This is a genomic window from Enterobacter sp. 61D5, assembly GCF_034107965.1.
Lineage (GTDB): Bacteria > Pseudomonadota > Gammaproteobacteria > Enterobacterales > Enterobacteriaceae > Enterobacter > Enterobacter cloacae_M.
In genome coordinates, this window is the sequence record NZ_JAWNFK010000020.1 from 79,956 (window position 1) to 99,292 (window position 19,337).

A 19,337-nucleotide genomic window follows, 5' to 3' on the forward strand; every position below is an offset into this window, starting at 1 on the left:
CCGGCGTCTATACTTATAGCTCAGACATAAAAAAAGGATGAGCTATGCCAACCAGACCTCCCTATCCGCGTGAAGCGCGCGTTGTTACCGTTGAAAAAGGCCAGACGGGTCATACCGTGACCTGGTATCAACTGCGTGCCGATCACCCCAAGCCGGACTCGCTGATCAGTGAACACGAGACTGAACAGGAAGCGCTGGATGCGAAACGGCGCTATGAAGATCCCGACATAACCTGAATGTTTTCCTAAACGTTCCAGTATCGTGCCTGAATCACACTTTTTACTCATCGGGAAAGTTAAGCAGGAGTTAATATTTAGTTATTACAAGTAACTCCGGTATCGGCAGGCGATCTTTACATTTCGATGTCGTGATCGCCTGCTACGCTTGGTGCTGTTTTGGTGAAAAAATGAACTGTGCAGCGTAGTGAGCTTGTACCTGTGTGCACGATGTTGAAGTAATGGAAGGCGATCAAGATGAAGGCAACGTTGGCGATCCTCACCATTGGTGTGGTCCCTGTAAGCGAAGTGTTACCGCTCTTAACCGAGCATGTATCTGAACAACAGATAACGCATCTTAGCCTGCTGGGGAAGATGACTCGGGAAGAGGTCATGGAAGACTACGCTGTCGAGGCGGGGGAGGATCCCCTGGCGACGTTATTAAGCGACGGTAAACTGGCGCATGTTTCACGTCAGAAAATCGAGCGTTCGCTGCAGGGCGTAATAGAAGTGCTCGATAATCAAGGTTATGACGTTATTTTGCTGATGAGTACCGCGCCCATTAAGGGCCTCACGGCGCGTAATGCGATTTTGCTGGAGCCGATGCGGATCATTCCACCGCTGGTGGCCTCCATCGTGGATGGTCATCAGGTGGGGGTGATTGTGCCCATTGAGGAGCTCATGGATAACCAGGAGGCAAAGTGGCACGTGCTGGAAAAAGTGCCCTTGTATGCGCTGGCAAATCCGTTCTGGGACAGTGAGGCCAAGCTCATTGCTGCCGGGAAGGAGCTGCTTGAGAGAGGGGCAGATGTCTTGATCCTGGACTGCCTCGGTTTCCATCAGCATCATCGCGATCTGCTGCAAAAAGCGCTGGATGTTCCCGTGCTGTTATCCAACGTTCTGATGGCTCGCCTGGCCTCGGAACTCCTCATGTAATGATTTTGCGTGACAGGTGATGAGCATGGCCCCTATAGTGAATTTTTATCTAAAAATATAAGGGCCAGTTCATGCTTCAGAGTAACGAATACTTTTCCGGTAAAGTGAAATCCATTGGTTTTACCAGCAGCAGCACTGGCCGCGCCAGTGTTGGCGTTATGGCGGAAGGGGAATACACCTTTGGCACGGCGGAAGCTGAAGAAATGACGGTCGTCAGCGGGGCGCTGAACGTCTTACTGCCGGGTGAAACGGAATGGAAAGTTTACGCTGCCGGGCAAGTTTTCAACGTCCCTGGCCACAGCGAGTTCCATTTGCAGGTCGCTGAACCTACCTCTTACCTGTGCCGCTACCTGAAATAAAAAATAAGCCGGGTGGCGCTAACGCTTACCCGGCCTGCGTTTTGCCTGTTATCTCTGCGCTTCGCCGCCGAGACCTTCCACCAGATTCTGAATCAACGCGGCCAGCTCGCCGGTCATCAGGATGAAGTCCGCGTCAAAGCGCTGGGCATAATCTTCCCTGTCGATATCTTCGTTCTGATCGCGCAGCTCGTCACAGAACTTCAGACGCTTAACGGAGCCGTCGTCGCACATCACGAACTGAATGCGCTGCTGCCAGTCGAGCGCCAGTTTAGTGACCACTTTACCCGCTTCGATGTGTACAGCGATCTCGTCGCTCACCAGATCCTGCTTCTTCGCGCGGATCACGCCGCCATCTTCCAACAGGGCTTTCAGCTCGGCTTCATCAAGGATCTGGAAACCCTGAGCCGCAGCGCCGCTGCGTACCCATTCGGTCAGCGTCAGCTCGATCGGCGTTTCCAGCGCCAGTGGAACGACCGGTAAAGATCCGATGCTTTTACGCAGCAGGGCCAGCGTATCTTCTGCTTTCTTGGCGCTGGCGCAGTCCACCATGATCAGGCCGTTGACTGTGTCGATCCACATCATGGTCTGGCTGAAGCGGCTGAAGGCGCGCGGCAGCAGGGAGTGCAGCACTTCGTCTTTCAGCGAATCTTTCTCGGTCTTTTTCAGCTTGCGGCCCTGTTCGGCTTCCAGCTTGAAAATTTTCGCTTCGAGCGCCTGCTTAACCACCGGCGTCGGCAGGATTTTCTCTTCTTTACGGGCGCAGACGATGATTTGACCCGTGCTGCTGGCGTGGGTCAGTGCATCGCTTTGTGAACCCATTGGCGGAACCCAGCCGGTTTTCGCCATATCCTGGCTACCGCAAGGGGAAAAGGTATAAGCGGCTAACTGTTTTTCCATCTCTTCTGCACGCAGCGAAACGTCGCGGCTGAGACGGTAAACCATCAAATTTTTGAACCACAGCATGATAATTTCCACGGCCTTGTCGTTAAATCAGCGGGCATGATAACGAATTGTCGCATCGCTTGCATTGCTAATCGGGAAGCGTGCTTCTACTCTGTTGATAATCAAAATAATGAGGAGAGTCTTGTGCGTATTGGGATCGATTTGGGCGGCACCAAAACAGAAGTCATCGCACTGAGCGAGCAGGGGGAGCAGCTGTTCCGCCACCGTTTGCCGACACCGCGCGATGATTATCACCAAACTATCGAGACGATTGCCAGCCTGGTTGAGATGGCAGAGCAGGCGACAGGGCAAACCGGCAGCGTCGGGATGGGGATCCCGGGGTCGATCTCGCCGTATACCGGGGTGGTTAAAAATGCCAACTCCACCTGGCTCAACGGTCAGCCGTTTGACAAAGATTTGAGCCAACGTCTGAACCGCGAAGTGCGTCTGGCCAACGACGCCAACTGCCTGGCGGTCTCTGAGGCCATCGACGGCGCGGCGGCCGATGCTCAGACCGTATTTGCCGTGATCGTCGGTACCGGCTGCGGCGCGGGCGTGGCGTTCGGCGGACGCGCCCATATCGGCGGTAACGGCACCGCGGGCGAGTGGGGACACAACCCGCTGCCGTGGATGGATGAAGACGAGCTTAAATACCGCGCTGAAGTGCCGTGCTACTGCGGAAAGCAGGGCTGTATTGAGACGTTTATCTCCGGCACCGGTTTTGCGACCGACTACCACCGCTTAAGCGGCCAGCCGTTAAAGGGCAACGAAATCATGCGTCTGGTCGAAGAACAGGATCCGGTCGCCGAGCTGGCCCTTAGCCGCTACGAAATGCGGCTGGCGAAATCCCTGGCGCACGTGGTGAATATTCTCGATCCGGACGTGATTGTGCTCGGCGGCGGCATGAGCAACGTTGACCGGCTGTATGCCACGGTACCGAACCTGGTGAAACAGTGGGTCTTCGGCGGCGAGTGTGAAACCCCGATCCGCAAAGCTGTCCACGGTGACTCCAGCGGCGTGCGCGGCGCGGCGTGGTTGTGGTCGGAATAAAAGCAAATAATGTTTATTCCCTCTCCCTGTGGGAGAGGGCTAGGGTGCGGGCATCAGACCGCACCCTAACCCCATTTATTCCACCGCAAACACCTTATCCAGCCTGCTGTACCCCAGCCCGTTGATCTTCTTCACCTTGATCTGCACCGGAATGCGCTCTTTCATCGCCTCTACGTGGCTGATCACGCCGATGGTTTTCCCGGTGGCGTTCAGCGCGTCGAGCGCATCCAGCGCGGTATCCAGCGTTTCACTGTCGAGCGTGCCGAACCCTTCATCCAGGAACAGGGAATCGATCCGCGTTTTATGACTCACCAGATCGGAAAGGGCCAGCGCCAGCGCCAGGCTGACCAGGAAGCTCTCGCCGCCCGAGAGCGTACGGGTATCACGAACCGCATCCGCCTGCCAGGTATCGACCACTTCCAGCTCCAGCGCGTCGCTGGCCTTGCGCTGCAGCAGATAACGCCCGTGCAGACGGTTAAGCTGCTGGTTAGCAAGCCAGACGAGATTATCCAGCGTCAGCCCCTGCGCGAATTTACGGAACTTGTCGCCGGTGCTGGAGCCGATCAGCGCGTTCAGATAACCCCAGTCGTCCGCCTCGCGCGCGGCCTCTTCAATTTGCTGCATCAACGCCAGCTGGTGCTGACGGTTATCGCTGTCCTGCTTAAGCTGCTGGCGGATCTCGCCCTGATGCGTCGTGTTCTCGCGAAGCCGTTGCGCCAGCTGCTGCAGCTGGCTTTGCAGCGTGGGGGCATCGGCGTTGAGCCCTTCCGGCCGCAGTGCCAGATGAGACTGCAGCTGCTGGTTAGCCTGGCCGGAAAGGGCTGCGGCCTGCTGTATCTGGCTTTCCAGCGACTGCTTCAGCTGTTCGAGGCGACGAATAGCGTCGTCATCCAGCAGCGCGGCAAGGAACGCATCCCGATCGGCAAAGCAGCTCGCTGCGAGCGCCGCGGTGAACTGTGCCTGCGACTGAAGCAGGCGCTCTTGCTCCAGCTTTTCCTGCTGCTGCTGCGCGCTGAGCTGGCTTTGTAGCGACACGCATTCGTCGTGCACGTCGCGCCAGCCGTCCGGAATGGCCGGTTCGGCCTCTTCGCTGTGCGTTTCCGGAAGCGTGTCGAGCAGCGGCTTGAGAGCATTTATGCGTTCCAGAAGCACGCCGTGCTGCGTTTGTTTCTCCTGCCACTGCGCGAATTCCGCTTCGCGGGCGTGCAGCCAGGCGGCTTCATTCCCGTCTTCAGGTACGTTAAGTGATAGCGAAAGCAGGGTGTGTTCCAGCGCCAGGCGCGCGGCCGCCAGCTGCTGCTGATGCTGTCGCTCCAGCACTTCCTGCTCGTTCAACTGGTTTTGCAGGGTCAGACGCTGGCTGAGCTGATAGAGCTGGCGCTCGTACTGTTCCTGCTCGTTCATCCATGGCGTGATATCTTCCTGAATATTCAACGCTATGTTCAGGGAATCGCAGGCCTCCATCCACTCTTTAGTGAGTGCTTGCTCTTCCTGAGAGAGCGTCTGCGCTTCGTCAGTCTCGCGCCGGATCTGCTGCGTCAGGGCATTAACCTGTCCCAGCACCAGCAGCCCTTCCTCTTTAAGTGCGGCGACCTCTTTTTCCAGGAGATCGCGGCGGCGCTGGTTATCCGTCAGCTCAAGCGACTGGTATTGCGCAACGGCGGGATGCTCGCTGGAGCCGCACAGCGGACAGGGTTTGCCTGACTCAAGCCGGGAACGATAGCTTTCCAGGTCTTTAAACGTCGCTTCACGTTCGCACAGGGCCTTCAGGTCCAGATAGTGCTGATGTTTCTCTTTGTACTGCTGGCGGCGCAGCGTCAGCGTTTCATTGAGTTTATTTTGATCGGCCTGGGCCTTCTGCACGCTTTCACCGCTCTGGCGCAGGCGCTTTTGCAGCGGCTGATAGCGGGCATGCAGCGACGTTAGCCGCTGGCGCAGCGTGCGTGACCGGGACTGCTGCTCCATGGCCGCGCTGACCTCATCCGCCGTCAGCGTCAGCGCATTTTCCGGCATCTCAGCCAGCCTGTTGCGTAGTTCACCCATCCGCGCAGCAAGCGAGGCTAACTGCGTTTTGTCGCGGTTAAGCTGTGAGAACTGGGCACGCCAGCCGGCTATCTCCTGCCCCAGCAGGCGATAGCGCTCGTGCTCCGCCAGCCACTGCGCCAGCGCCGTCAGTTCGGTCTGAAGCTGCTCATGATTCCGCTGGGCGGTATGACGGATCCGCGCGCGCAGCGCGGTTTTGGCTTGTAAGCGAGTATTTACTTCGATAATTCGCTGCTGGGTTTGCGTCAGGCGCGCGGTTTGCTCCTGCTGGTGCTCCCAAAGCGGTCGAAGCTGGGCGGCAGGCAGAGCAAGCTGGAGCTTTGCCAGCTCTGGCGCAGCGTTCGTCAGCGCCTGTTGCGCCTGCAGCTGCATCGCGGTGACGCGCTGTTGCTCAAGCACGAGTTCATCATGGCGCGTAAGCCACTGAAAATCTTTCTGTTGGCTTTGCTGCTGAACCAGCAGGGTTTTCTCTTCGTCAGTAAGCGCCTGCAAACTTTGCTGCAACTGCTGCTGTTGCTCTTCGCTCAACAGCACGACGCCTGCCGCCTGCGCCTCGTATTTTTCTAGCAAGCTGCGGGCGGCTTTGTGCTTCTCAAACACCATGGCGGAAATCTGGCCATAGATCTCGGTGCCGGTCAGCTCTTCCAGCAGCTCGGCGCGATCGCTCGGCCTGGCATTAAGGAAGGCGGCAAACTGCCCCTGTGAGAGCAGCATCGAGCGGGTGAAGCGGCCATAGTCCAGCCCGGTGAGCGCAGCGGTTTGCTCCAGTTTATCCGTCACTTTATCGGCCAGGATTTTGCCATCTTCGCAGCGCGCCAGCTCCACGCGCGGCGCCTGCAGGTTGCCGTCCGGCTGGTTGCGCGCGCGGTTCTGGCTCCAGAATGCGCGATAGGCGGTGCCTTTTACCTCGAACTCCACTTCAGCCAGGCACTCGGCGGTGTCGCGCGTCATCAGGTCGTTTTGCGCCTGAGAAACCTTCTGCAGTCGCGGCGTTTCGTGATAAAGCGCCAGACAGATGGCGTCAAGCAGGGTGGTTTTACCTGCTCCGGTCGCGCCGGTGATGGCAAACAGCCCGTTGCTGGCAAAGGGCTCCGCGGTAAAGTCAATTTTCCACTCGCCCTTGAGGGAGTTGAGATTTTTCAGGCGCAGGCTCAAAATTTTCATGCGTTTTCTTCCTCATCATTGAGCGCATGCAGGGTATGGCTGAACAGTTCGCTGAGTCTTGCGCGCTTCGCGTCGTCAATTTCCTCCTGCGAGAGCCTGCGTTCAAACACCTCTTCAACCCGAAGCTCACTGAGCGTTTCGCGTTGAGCGCTTAACAGAATTTTCTCGCGCTGCTCGCGGCTGCGGCGTACCAGTAAAACTTCGACGGGCAAATCTTCCGTCAGCGCCTGAATTTTACGCTGCATATCGTGCAGGTAGTCATCGGTGGTGATTTCGATATCCAGCCAGACGGGCGGGTTAAGCGCCGCGCCGCGCCACTGCTCAAGCTGGGCGGTAATGGTGTCAAGACCGCCCTTCAGCACCGCCAGCGGCTGGGTGACGGGCACCTCCAGCGTCTCGACGGCGTGAAGTTTCCCTTCGGAGAAGCTCACCAGATGGACGGATTTGGCCTTGCCCGTTTCGTCAAAGCTGAGCGAAATTGGCGAGCCGCAGTAGCGGATGTGCTCGCTGCCGCCGACGATCTGCGCCCGGTGTATGTGCCCGAGCGCAATGTAGTCGGCTGGCGGGAAGTTCTGCGCCGGAAAGGCATCCAGCGTGCCGATATAGATCTCACGTACGGCGTCACTTTTACTGGCCCCGACGGTGGTGAGGTGCCCGGTTGCAATCACCGGAATCGGCTGGTCCCCCCGCAGGGTACAGGCATCGGCGTGCTGCTGGTGATAATAATCGGTGATGGCCTGCAGGAGATGCTGCTGTTTTTCCACGCCCGACAGCCCCGCCTGGCTTTGCACGATGTCGCGCGGCCGTAAAAAGGGAATGGGGCACAGTACCGCCCCCGGCGTGCCGTCGCGTTTTTTCAGGATCTGCGGGGCGTGCCCGGCGCTGGCGACGACGGTGGTATTGAGAAATGCCAGGATGTCGCGGGATTCATTGAGCGTCGCGACGGAATCATGGTTGCCGGCGACAATCACCAGATGACAGCCGGTTTGCTGCAAATTCACCACGAAGCGGTTGTACAGTTCACGCGCATAGCTGGGGGGCGAGCCGGTATCAAAGATGTCACCCGCCACAATAATCGCGTCCACCTCGTGCGTCCGGGCCGTTTCCAGCAGCCAGTTCAGGAACGCTTCATGTTCAGCCGCACGGCTTTTGCTGTAAAAATTTTGACCCAGATGCCAGTCCGAGGTGTGAAGTATGCGCATAGCTGATCCGTGGCAAAAAAGAGAAAGCAGGATTATAAACGTTCAGAGACGGGAAAATAACCGCTGTAATAAAACAACGGTTTGCCCCTTATCGTGGTACTGTTTTTCATAAATCTGTCATAAATCTGACGCATAATGGCGCCGAATTACAAACTTGTAACTTAAATAAGATAAGACAGGGCAAAGTATGGCGAGACGTATTCTGGTCGTAGAAGATGAAGCTCCAATTCGTGAAATGGTGTGCTTCGTGCTCGAGCAAAACGGCTTCCAGCCGGTTGAAGCGGAAGATTATGACAGCGCAGTGAACCAGCTGAATGAACCCTGGCCCGATCTGATTCTGCTGGACTGGATGTTGCCCGGCGGCTCCGGACTGCAGTTTATCAAACACCTGAAGCGTGAAGCGCTGACCCGCGACATCCCGGTTGTGATGCTCACGGCGCGCGGAGAAGAAGAGGATCGCGTTCGCGGTCTGGAGACCGGCGCGGATGATTACATTACTAAACCGTTCTCCCCAAAAGAGCTGGTTGCCCGCATTAAAGCCGTGATGCGCCGAATTTCACCGATGGCGGTGGAAGAGGTGATAGAGATGCAGGGGCTGAGCCTTGACCCCACCTCACACCGCGTGATGACCGGTGAAAATCCCCTCGACATGGGGCCTACCGAATTTAAACTCCTGCACTTCTTTATGACCCACCCGGAACGCGTTTACAGCCGCGAGCAGTTGCTGAATAACGTCTGGGGAACTAACGTGTATGTCGAAGACCGGACGGTTGACGTACATATTCGCCGCCTGCGAAAAGCACTGGAACTGAGCGGCCACGATCGCATGGTGCAGACGGTCCGCGGCACGGGTTATCGTTTTTCTACCCGTTTCTGAACAATGACAGGAGTGTGACGCGTGCTGGAACGTCTGTCATGGAAAAGGCTCGTCTTTGAACTGATCTTATGCTGTATTCCGGCCTTCCTTCTGGGGGCCTTTCTTGGACACCTGCCGTGGTTTCTGCTGGCGTCGGTCACCGGGCTGCTGATCTGGCATTTCTGGAACCTGCTGCGCCTCTCCTGGTGGCTGTGGGTTGACCGAAGTATGACGCCGCCGCCGGGAAGCGGCAGCTGGGAGCCGCTGCTGTATGGTCTGCATCAGATGCAGATGCGTAATAAAAAGCGTCGCCGCGAGCTGGGAAGCCTGATTAAGCGTTTTCGCAGCGGTGCAGAGTCGCTGCCGGATGCCGTTATTCTGACGACCGAAGAAGGGACGATCTTCTGGTGTAACGGCCTTGCGCAACAGCTGCTGGGCCTGCGCTGGCCCGACGACAATGGCCAGAATATCCTCAACCTTCTGCGCTATCCCGAGTTCACGCTGTATCTGAAAAAGCGTGATTTTACCCGCCCGCACAATCTGAAGCTCAATAATGGTCGCCATCTGGAAATCCGCGTAATGCCCTACAGCGATAAGCAGTGGCTGATGGTGGCGCGCGATGTCACCCAGATGCACCAGCTGGAAGGGGCGCGTCGCAACTTCTTCGCCAACGTCAGTCACGAACTGCGTACCCCGCTGACCGTGCTTCAGGGCTACCTGGAGATGATGCAGGAGCAAACGCTTGAAGGCGCGCCGCGTGAAAAAGCGCTGCACACCATGCGCGAGCAAACGCACCGGATGGAAGGGCTGGTGAAGCAGCTGCTGACGCTCTCGAAGATTGAAGCGGCGCCGACGCTCGCGCTAAATGACACCATTGATGTGCCGATGATGCTGCGGGTCGTTGAGCGTGAAGCGCAGACGCTAAGCCACAAAAAGCATCACCTGACCTTTGAGGTCGACAACACGCTGAAGGTGCTGGGCAGCGAAGATGAACTGCGGAGCGCCATTTCCAACCTGGTGTATAACGCGGTGAATCATACGCCGGAGGGGACGAAAATCGTGGTGCGCTGGCAGCATACCCAAACGGGGGCTGAGTTTAGCGTGGAAGACAACGGGCCGGGGATTGCGCCTGAGCATATTCCGCGTCTGACCGAGCGCTTTTACCGTGTGGATAAAGCGCGATCCCGGCAGACAGGCGGAAGCGGTCTGGGGCTGGCAATTGTGAAACACGCGGTGAATCACCATGAAAGCCGTCTCGATATTCAGAGTACGCTGGGTAAAGGAACCCGCTTCAGTTTCGTTATTCCGGAACGATTAATTGCCAAAAAGATCGCCTGACGGCAGGCGTGTCATTTTACCTTTCCACGGGTCAGCGTCTGCTGGCCCGTTTGCTTTGCAGTCAAGCGAAACGCGGATGAATTTTATACGGCTGACTGTTTTTTGTTCGCATGATTAGCCATGGGTTTTTCTTATAAATAGCGTATTGTTCTGAGGTGTATTTTCATGCTGGCATATTGTTCTGGTTTTACGATCCCACCTTGCCTTTAAACGTTATAAGCGTTTAAATTGCGCCCCAGATACTGTCAGACCGACTGTATTTGCGTGGTAAATCGAAAAACTATTCTTCTCCACGCCAGGACGGGAGCATTTCCCGCTGAAATTGAGCAAATTTTCGGCTGTATCGTCCCGTCAGGGATATCGAAAATCTCAATGTTTTCAACACCACATCCACAGGCAGTAAGGTTTTATGACCCATCACTTAAAATCGCGTGACATCATCGCGCTGGGCTTTATGACATTTGCGCTGTTCGTTGGCGCAGGCAACATCATTTTCCCTCCAATGGTTGGCTTACAGGCGGGTGAACACGTCTGGACCGCCGCGTTTGGTTTCCTGATTACTGCCGTGGGTCTGCCGGTTCTGACCGTCGTCGCGCTGGCGAAAGTCGGCGGCGGTGTGGATAGCCTCAGCACCCCGATTGGCAAAGTTGCAGGTGTTCTGCTGGCAACCGTCTGCTATCTGGCCGTTGGCCCGCTGTTTGCAACCCCGCGTACGGCAACCGTGTCCTTCGAAGTGGGTATTGCTCCCCTGACCGGTGACGGTGCGATGCCGCTGTTTATCTATAGCCTGATCTACTTCGCAATCGTGATTCTGGTTTCCCTCTATCCGGGCAAGCTGCTGGATACCGTGGGTAACTTCCTGGCTCCGCTGAAAATTGTGGCGCTGATTGTTCTGGCGGTTGCGGCCATCGTCTGGCCAGCGGGTCCGATTAGCGACGCGATGGACGCCTATAAAAACGCCGCGTTCTCTAACGGCTTTGTGAACGGCTACCTGACGATGGATACGCTGGGCGCGATGGTGTTTGGTATCGTTATCGTTAACGCCGCGCGTTCCCGCGGTGTGACCGAAGCGCGTCTGCTGACCCGCTATACTATTTGGGCTGGCCTGATGGCCGGTGTGGGGCTGACGCTGCTCTATCTGGCGCTGTTCCGTCTGGGCTCCGACAGCGCCATGCTGGTTGAGCAGAACGCCAACGGTGCGGCTATCCTGCACGCCTACGTTCAGCACACCTTTGGCGGTGCGGGCAGTATGCTGCTGGCAGCGCTGATTTTCCTGGCGTGTCTGGTGACGGCGGTTGGCCTGACCTGCGCCTGCGCAGAGTTCTTTGCACAGTATCTGCCGCTCTCTTACCGCACCCTGGTGTTTATCCTCGGCATCTTCTCTATGGCGGTGTCCAACCTCGGTCTGAGCCACCTGATTCAGGTCTCGATTCCAGTGCTGACGGCAATTTACCCGCCGTGTATCGTGCTGGTGGTGCTGAGCTTTACTCGCCCGTGGTGGAACAACTCTTCACGAATTATTGCGCCAGCCATGTTTATCAGCCTGATTTTTGGTATCCTTGACGGGATTAAAGCATCAGCTTTCGCGCACATACTGCCGGCATGGACACAGCGTCTGCCGCTGTCCGAGCAGGGGCTGGCCTGGCTGATGCCTACCGTTGTTGCACTGGTTCTGGCGATTATCTGGGACCGTGCTGCAGGGCGTCAGGTCGCATCGAACGCTCATTAATCAACGGCAACAAACTGTTTAACCACGGGGCTTAAGGCCCCGTGGTTTTTTGTTTTTTTCGTGTTGAATGGCAAGATTTAAATGGAAAGCACTAACAAACTTAAACGTGGATTGAGCACGCGCCACATCCGCTTTATGGCGCTGGGCTCTGCTATCGGCACCGGTCTTTTTTATGGCTCGGCAGATGCCATCAAAATGGCCGGTCCCAGCGTTCTGCTGGCGTACATCATCGGCGGCGTGGCGGCGTATATCATCATGCGCGCCCTCGGCGAAATGTCGGTTCACAACCCGTCTGCCAGCTCCTTCTCCCGCTACGCACAGGAAAACCTCGGCCCGCTGGCCGGGTTTATCACCGGCTGGACCTACTGCTTTGAAATCCTGATTGTGGCGATTGCCGACGTGACGGCGTTTGGCATCTATATGGGCGTCTGGTTCCCGGCGGTGCCGCACTGGATTTGGGTGCTGAGCGTGGTGCTGATCATCTGCGCCGTCAACCTGATGAGCGTGAAGGTGTTTGGCGAGCTGGAGTTCTGGTTCTCCTTCTTTAAAGTCGCGACCATTATCATCATGATCCTCGCCGGTTTCGGCATCATCATCTGGGGAATTGGCAACGGCGGGCAGCCGACCGGCATCCATAACCTCTGGAGCAACGGGGGCTTCTTCAGCAACGGCTGGCTCGGAATGGTGATGTCGCTGCAGATGGTGATGTTCGCCTACGGCGGCATCGAGATTATCGGTATCACCGCCGGGGAAGCGAAAGATCCGGAGAAGTCCATTCCGCGCGCCATCAACTCGGTGCCGATGCGTATTCTGGTGTTCTACGTGGGTACGCTGTTCGTGATTATGTCCATCTACCCGTGGAATCAGGTCGGCACTAACGGTAGCCCGTTTGTTCTGACCTTCCAGCATATGGGAATTGCCTTTGCGGCCAGCATTCTCAACTTTGTGGTGCTGACCGCGTCGCTCTCGGCGATCAACAGTGACGTCTTTGGCGTGGGCCGTATGCTGCACGGCATGGCGGAGCAGGGCAGCGCGCCGAAGGTGTTCGCCAAAACCTCACGCCGCGGCACGCCGTGGGTAACCGTTGTGGTGATGACCGTAGCGCTGCTGTTCTCGGTTTACCTGAACTACATCATGCCGGAGAACGTCTTCCTGGTGATCGCATCGCTGGCGACCTTCGCGACGGTGTGGGTGTGGATCATGATCCTGCTGTCGCAGATCGCGTTCCGCCGTCGTCTGTCGCCGGATGAGGCGAAAGCGCTGAAGTTCAAAGTTCCGGGCGGCGTTGCGACGACCGTCGTCGGGCTGATCTTCCTGGTGTTTATCATTGGCCTGATTGGCTACCATCCGGATACCCGCATTTCCCTGTACGTGGGCTGCGCGTGGATCGTTCTGCTGCTTATCGGCTGGGTGTTTAAGTGCCGCCGCGACCGTCAGCTGGCGGAAGCGCAGTAAAATTTTTATTCCCTCTCCCTGTGGGAGAGGGAATTTTGCCTCCTCCTCCTTTCTCCTCCCCCAATAATCCCGAACGTGATGAGCTATCCTTAACCACCCTGTGGCAAGGTGACGTCAATTTCATCAGAGGGGATTCGTGATGTTAAACGCCTGGCACCTTCCGGTTGCCCCATTTGTTAAGCAAAACAAAGACAACCTTGTGATTACGCTCTGGCTGGCGGGAGAAAATCAGCCTGAACGCGTGACGCTCCGCGCCGAAATAGATAACGAAGAGACCGGGCTGAAAATGCACAGGCTGCGCAGCCAGCCGCAGCCGGGGATCACTGCTTGGCGGGCGAATATCGACCTGAGCAGCGGACAGCCGCGCCGCCGTTATAGCTTCAAACTGCTGTGGAATAACCGCCAGCTGTGGTTTACCCCTCAGGGGTTTAGCCGTTTCCCGCCCGCACGGCTGGAGCAGTTCGCGGTCGATTACCCGGATAACGGCCCGCAGTGGGTTAACGATCAGGTGTTTTACCAGATTTTCCCGGACCGTTTTGCGCGCAGCGAAAAACGCACCGCCGACCAGGATAAGATCTATCACCACCATGCGGCGGGCCACGACATTATCCTGAAAGCGTGGGATGAGCCCTTAACCGCGCAGGCGGGCGGCTCGACCTTTTACGGTGGCGATCTCGACGGCATCAGCGAAAAGCTGCCGTACCTGAAAAAGCTCGGCGTGACGGCGCTGTATCTCAACCCGGTGTTTAAAGCCCCGAGCGTGCACAAATACGATACCGAAGATTATCGCCACGTTGACGCGCAGTTTGGCGGTGACGAGGCGCTGCTGCGCCTGCGTAAGAACACCCAAAACGAAGGCATGCGCCTGATTCTGGACGGCGTGTTCAACCACAGCGGAGATTCGCACGCCTGGTTTGACCGTCATAACCAGTCGATGGGCGGGGCATGTCATAACCCGGAGTCGCCGCAGCGCGGCTGGTACAGCTTTAACGAGGAGGGCCGCGCGCTGGACTGGCTGGGTTACGCCAGCCTGCCGAAGCTGGATTTCCAGTCGCCAACGCTCGTGAATGAAATCTACGGCGGTGAAGACAGCATCGTCCGTCACTGGCTGAAGGCGCCGTGGAATATGGACGGCTGGCGTCTGGACGTAGTGCATATGCTCGGCGAAGCGGGCGGGGCGCGGAATAACCTTCAGCACGTCGCCGGGATTACGCGCTCGGCAAAAGCGGCCCAGCCGGAGGCGTTCGTCTTTGGCGAGCACTTTGGCGACGCGCGCCAGTGGCTGCAGAACGATGCGGAAGATGCGGCGATGAACTATCGCGGCTTTACCTTCCCGCTGTGGGGATTCCTCGCTAACACCGATATCTCCTACGATCCGAATCATATCGACGCTGAAACCTGCATGGCGTGGATGGAGAACTATCGCGCCGGTCTGTCCCATCAGCAGCAGCTGCGGATGTTCAACCAGCTCGATAGCCACGATACCGCCCGCTTTAAATCCCTGCTCGGCAAGGATGCGGCGCGTCTGCCGCTGGCGGTCACCTGGCTCTTCACCTGGCCGGGCGTGCCGTGCATCTATTATGGAGACGAAGTGGGGCTGGACGGCAACAACGATCCGTTCTGCCGTAAAACCTTCCCGTGGGAGCCAGAGAAGCAGGACAAGTTGCTGTTCAGCCTGTATCAGCGGCTGGTGAGGCTGCGTAAGCAGAGTCTCGCCCTGCGCTACGGCGGCTGTCAGGTGGTGTATGCCCACGATAACGTGGTGGTGTTTGCTCGCGTCTACAATCAGCAGCGCGTGCTTGTGGCCATTAACCGGGGCGAAGCCTGCGAAGTGGTGCTGGATGATTCACCGCTGCTGAAGGTGGCTACGTGGAAGAATAAAGAGGGCAAGGCGACGATACAGGACGGCGTGCTGGCGCTGCCTGCGGTATCCGCGACGATCTGGTTCGGCAGCTAAGACCTGCTAATGTTTCCACCTTTTAAGATGGCGCAAATGCAACTATTTGTGTCAATCTTAACGGATCGTTTACGGTGAAGGTGGAAACATGGACGAGCTTTACATCCTTGGCTGTTTGTTCCTGGTTTTTGCGCTGGTGGTTGCGCCCGTGCTTGCGGTTATTGGCTTTAATCGAAGTACGGCGGCGCGACAGGAGATCGCCCGGCTACGCCAGCGCATTGAGGCGCTTGAGCAGCGCGGCGCGAATGAGATAGCGCCAGAGCCGGTGCAGTCTGCCGCGCCGGTGGTTGAAGATGCTCCCGCGCCTGTCGACCCCTGGCGTTCCGATACTCCCGCAGCCGTGGCAGAACCCGCTCCGGCCCCGACGCCTGCGGCAAAACAGCCTTCTGCCTTTGGCGGCATCCTGACGTCGCTGGCGCGCTGGTTTATGCAGGGTAATCCGCTGGCGAAGCTTGGGATCCTGCTGCTTTTCCTCGGTCTTTCATTCCTGCTGCGCTATACCGTTGAACATTCCCTGTTCCCGCTTGAGCTGCGCCTCGTGGCAACGTCGCTGTTTGCCATCGTTCTGCTGGCGGTCGGGTGGCGGCTGCGGCACAGGCAGCGTGTCTATGCCCTGATCCTCCAGGGCGGGGCGACCGGCGTGCTCTACCTGACGGTCTTCGGCGCCTTCCGGCTCTGGCAGATGCTGCCGATGACGCTGGCCTTTGCGCTGCTGGTGGTGATTTGCGCGGCGAGCGTCGGGCTGGCGGTGCTGCAGAAGGCGCTGAGCCTGGCCATGCTGGCAAGCCTCGGCGGGTATCTTGCGCCGCTGCTGTTGTCCACCGGGGGCGGCAGCTTTGTGGCGCTGTTCTCTTTCTATCTCCTGCTTTCCATCGGCATTCTCGCTATCAGCATCTGGCAGCACTGGCGCGAGCTGAACCTGCTCGGGCTGCTGTTTACGTTCGGCGTGGGCGGCCTGTGGGGGCTGAATGACTACCAGCCTGAAGACTACTGGGTCTGCCAGCTGTTCCTGATTGCCAATACGCTGATATTCGGCGTCCTGAGCGTGGCGCTGTCGCTGCGGGCGCAGGAGAAAGGGAAGCAAATTATTGACGGCGTGCTGCTGTTTGCCCCGCCGCTGGTTGGTTTTGGAATGCAGTATGGCATGACGCAGCACTGGACCTACGGTCCTGCGCTCAGCGCGCTGGGATACGGCGCATTTTATCTTACCCTCGCGTTCCTTGCGCTGCGGCGCTATCCTTCCATCGGACGACCACTGGTCATGGCGGCGCTGGCTATCGGCGGCGGGTTCGCTACCCTCGCCATTCCGCTGGCGCTGTCGGCACGCTGGACGGCGATGGCCTGGGCGCTGGAAGGGCTGGGTATCCTCTGGCTGGGCGTGCAGCAGCACCAGCGTCGTATGAGCTATAGCGGGACGGCGCTGCTGGTGCTGGCGCTCGGCAGCGCGCTGTGGGCGCAAACGAACGGCGTTACGTCCCTGAGCCTGCTGCTGATCTTCACCATCCTCAGCCTTTGCTGGCTGGCTGCGGCCTGGCTGTGGCGGACTCTCTTCCTGCCGGTCAGCCGGGCGCTGCTGGCAGGCGGACTGCTGTTCTGGCTCGTGGCGCTGCTGGGCGCATCGCGGCTGGTGCTGACGCAGGAATTACCGATTCTGGCGGGCGAGCTGGCGCTGACGGCGGCATCGGTCTGGGGCTGGCGGCAGGTGGCTGCTCGTCTGGCGTGGCGGGAGCTGGATGCCAGCAAATGGCTGCTGTGGCCGGTTATGCTGCTGATGGTGAGTTATCAGCTCTGGCACCAGCAGATCGTTGCCGCCGGCTGGTCAAATCTGGCCTGGTGCGTTGCGCTTCCTGCCGCGCTGATGCTGTTGCGACGCGACGGTGAAAGACTCCTGCCGCGCATCGCGATGGGGCTGCATTTGTCGCTGTTCTGGATGATTTTGCTGGCGCTGGCCGCTGAGCTTTACTGGTTTGCCCGGTCGTTGCCGTGGGGCATGGCGGCCTGGGGCAGCGGTTTAGCGATGGCAGCAGGCGGCGGGGTAATTATGGGGCTCTCTGCAGCCGTACGGCGTCGCGGGTGGCCGTTCCGGGAGTGGCCTGCGCTCTACGCCTGCCTGGCGCCGATCCCCGCGGTCGTGGCGCTGCTGGTACTGCTGGTGGTGACCAATTTCCAGGACGGCGTGGTCTATCGTCAGACCTGGCTGCCGCTGATAAACCCGCTTGAGGAAGGCGCGGCGTTCGCGCTGCTGGGGCTGGTCGTCTTTTATCGGGCGGTGGATCGCTACTACCCGGCGTGGCTCTCGCAGGCCCGTCCATGGCCTGCCGTCGCGATTATGGCGTTTGGCTTCTGGTGGCTTAACGGCGCGCTGATGCGCGCCCTGGCCTGGTACGGCGACGTGGCCTGGAATATGGCATCGCTATGGGATTCGCGGCTTATCCAGACCAGTTTTGCCCTGTTCTGGATGCTGAGCGCGCTGGTGGTCATGATCCATGCCACCCGTCGGGCTTCCCGGCAGGAGTGGCTCTGCGGTGCCGCGCTGCTGGGCGTGGTGATGGTTAAACTGATGCTGGTGGACAGCGCGGGCGGAGGCGGTTTGTCGCGCGCGGTGGCGTTTATCGGCGTGGCGATACTGGTTCTGATCGTGGGGTATTTCTCACCGCTACCGCCCAAAACAGGAGATGAAAAATGAAATGGATGAAGGCGGTAGCCTGTACCGCGCTGCTGGCGCTTTCCGGCCCGGCGTTTTGCGACGAGGGACAAACGGAATCGCCCCGGGACTATGCTTTTGGTCTTTCACTCGATACGTCTGTTCCTTCCCAGTGGTATCGGGTGATGCTGCCGCTCGCCGTCTATGAGCAAAGCACGTCGCCGGATCTGCATGATGTCCGCGTCTTTAACCAGTCGGGCGAGCCGGTTCCCTTCAGCCTGGTCAGCGCGACGCGTCCGCAGGCGCCAGCGCAATCCACCGCGCTGCGCCTCTTCCCGCTGGACGTCTCGCCGCTTGCGGCTTCGCAAGGATCCGGTGATAGCGATAAGATCCTGCTTCGTTCGGGAAACGGCGTTGAGATTGTGCTGGAGGGGCAAAAAGCCGCCGCAGCCGGGCAACATTATCTGCTGACCCTGCCGGAACAGGCGACGGGCGAGATCGCTATATCCCAGCTGCAGCTGCTCTGGAATACCCCGCAGACGCCGTGGCAGGGAACGGCGTCGGTCTATTACAGCGAGGATCTTAAGCGCTGGTATACCCTGCGTGAGGATATGCCATTGCTGGACGTCGTCAGCGGCCACGATCGTCTTAAGCTCGATCGGATCGATACCGACACCGTTTTATCTCCCGATGCGAATCGCTATCTCATGGTGGTGCTGAATGCGCAGAGCCAGGGGCTAGCTTTGACCGGCGTAAACGCAATCAGCGCACCTGCCCAGGCGGCCCCGGAAGCTATCGACCTTGAGGGGGAAGGGGAACAGCTATCGACAAGCGAAGCGCAGTGGCACTGGGCGCGCCCGCAGCCGCTGAGTGCTGTCAGCATCTCACTGAATGGCGATGGCGTCCTTCCCGTGGAGATCGCGTGGCGGAGTACGGAAAAAGACGCATGGCATCCCCTGAAAAAAGAGGTTCTTTACCGTCTTGAGGGAAAAACGTCGCCACCGGTTTCGCTTAACGGGGGCGCGGTGCAGGCAGTGAAAATCACGACGCTGAATGCGCGTCTGCCAGAATACCTGCCGAGCGTCACGGGACATCGCGACCGCTATGACCTGGTGTTCAACGCGCAGGGGAAAGCGCCGTACGTGCTCGCCTGGGGCAACGGCGCCGCAAAGCCTGCCAGCGTGGAGCCCGGCATGCTGATCCCAGCCGACCTGCGCAAGACCTATGATATGGCGAACCTGCCGCAGGCCGACATTCTGGATGATGTCGCGTTAGGCGGCCAGGGGCGTCTGACCGCTACCTCTGCGGCCGAGCGGGAGAGCAGGATGAACACGCTTCTGGTATGGGGCGTGCTGATTGCGGGGGTGATTCTGCTGGCGGGCATGGCCTGGCGCATCTGGCGAGAGACACAGCGTAAGGCATAAAAAAGGCCCGCATAAGCGGGCCT

At 58.4% G+C, this 19,337-nt stretch carries 14 protein-coding genes; 11 read left to right on the plus strand and 3 right to left on the minus strand.

The features are described 5' to 3' along the window. Positions 1 to 44 precede the first annotated feature (44 nt). The 3 genes from yaiA (at position 45) to ppnP (ending at position 1,510) form a co-directional block, all read left to right on the plus strand. Positions 45 to 236, plus strand: coding sequence for a protein YaiA (gene yaiA, locus UTM25_RS18230; RefSeq protein WP_023310538.1), 192 nt, complete (start codon positions 45 to 47; stop codon positions 234 to 236). Between the two features lie 237 nt (positions 237 to 473). Continuing rightward, positions 474 to 1,151, plus strand: a complete 678-nt coding sequence (locus tag UTM25_RS18235; protein ID WP_194399685.1) for an AroM family protein — start codon at positions 474 to 476, stop codon at positions 1,149 to 1,151. Between the two features lie 71 nt (positions 1,152 to 1,222). Next, positions 1,223 to 1,510: a pyrimidine/purine nucleoside phosphorylase gene (ppnP, locus tag UTM25_RS18240; protein WP_008503270.1), complete on the plus strand. Its 288-nt coding sequence runs from the start codon at positions 1,223 to 1,225 to the stop codon at positions 1,508 to 1,510. Between the two features lie 48 nt (positions 1,511 to 1,558). Here the strand turns inward: ppnP and rdgC are convergent, their stop codons facing one another. Next, the gene (gene rdgC / locus UTM25_RS18245) at positions 1,559 to 2,473 is read right to left on the minus strand and encodes a recombination-associated protein RdgC (protein ID WP_023310540.1); all 915 of its coding nucleotides are present in this window, start codon (positions 2,471 to 2,473) and stop codon (positions 1,559 to 1,561) included. Between the two features lie 123 nt (positions 2,474 to 2,596). Here rdgC and mak point away from each other — a divergent pair, with 123 nt between their 5' ends. Then, positions 2,597 to 3,502: a fructokinase gene (mak, locus tag UTM25_RS18250; protein ID WP_194399686.1), complete on the plus strand. Its 906-nt coding sequence runs from the start codon at positions 2,597 to 2,599 to the stop codon at positions 3,500 to 3,502. Positions 3,503 to 3,577: 75 nt separating this feature from the next. On the opposite strand, the gene sbcC is transcribed toward mak, so the two are convergent. Both sbcC and sbcD read right to left on the minus strand, forming a co-directional pair. After that, complete coding sequence (sbcC, locus tag UTM25_RS18255; RefSeq protein WP_194399687.1) at positions 3,578 to 6,709, minus strand: exonuclease subunit SbcC; 3,132 nt, start codon at positions 6,707 to 6,709, stop codon at positions 3,578 to 3,580. After that, entirely contained in the window at positions 6,706 to 7,911 is a 1,206-nt protein-coding gene (sbcD, locus tag UTM25_RS18260; RefSeq protein ID WP_194399688.1) for an exonuclease subunit SbcD, read from the minus strand. The genes sbcC and sbcD overlap by 4 nt, the downstream gene beginning before the upstream one ends. Before the next feature lie 187 nt (positions 7,912 to 8,098). Here sbcD and phoB point away from each other — a divergent pair, with 187 nt between their 5' ends. The 7 genes from phoB (at position 8,099) to UTM25_RS18295 (ending at position 19,314) form a co-directional block, all read left to right on the plus strand. Beyond that, positions 8,099 to 8,788: a phosphate response regulator transcription factor PhoB gene (gene phoB, locus UTM25_RS18265; RefSeq protein ID WP_008503265.1), complete on the plus strand. Its 690-nt coding sequence runs from the start codon at positions 8,099 to 8,101 to the stop codon at positions 8,786 to 8,788. A gap of 21 nt (positions 8,789 to 8,809) precedes the next feature. Next, on the plus strand, positions 8,810 to 10,105 hold the full coding sequence (gene phoR / locus UTM25_RS18270) for a phosphate regulon sensor histidine kinase PhoR (RefSeq protein WP_194399689.1): 1,296 nt from the start codon (positions 8,810 to 8,812) through the stop codon (positions 10,103 to 10,105). A gap of 409 nt (positions 10,106 to 10,514) precedes the next feature. Next, on the plus strand, positions 10,515 to 11,834 hold the full coding sequence (brnQ, locus tag UTM25_RS18275) for a branched-chain amino acid transporter carrier protein BrnQ (protein WP_023310545.1): 1,320 nt from the start codon (positions 10,515 to 10,517) through the stop codon (positions 11,832 to 11,834). A gap of 81 nt (positions 11,835 to 11,915) precedes the next feature. After that, a complete protein-coding gene (gene proY / locus UTM25_RS18280; protein WP_194399690.1) occupies positions 11,916 to 13,289 on the plus strand; it encodes a proline-specific permease ProY in 1,374 nt (457 codons plus the stop codon). 139 nt (positions 13,290 to 13,428) lie between these two features. Then, the gene (gene malZ / locus UTM25_RS18285; RefSeq protein WP_194399691.1) at positions 13,429 to 15,246 is read left to right on the plus strand and encodes a maltodextrin glucosidase; all 1,818 of its coding nucleotides are present in this window, start codon (positions 13,429 to 13,431) and stop codon (positions 15,244 to 15,246) included. Between the two features lie 88 nt (positions 15,247 to 15,334). After that, positions 15,335 to 17,932, plus strand: a complete 2,598-nt coding sequence (locus UTM25_RS18290; RefSeq protein ID WP_194399692.1) for a DUF2339 domain-containing protein — start codon at positions 15,335 to 15,337, stop codon at positions 17,930 to 17,932. Then, positions 17,929 to 19,314, plus strand: a complete 1,386-nt coding sequence (locus UTM25_RS18295) for a DUF3999 domain-containing protein (RefSeq protein WP_194399693.1) — start codon at positions 17,929 to 17,931, stop codon at positions 19,312 to 19,314. Before UTM25_RS18290 ends, UTM25_RS18295 begins: the two co-directional genes overlap by 4 nt. Positions 19,315 to 19,337: the final 23 nt, after the last annotated feature.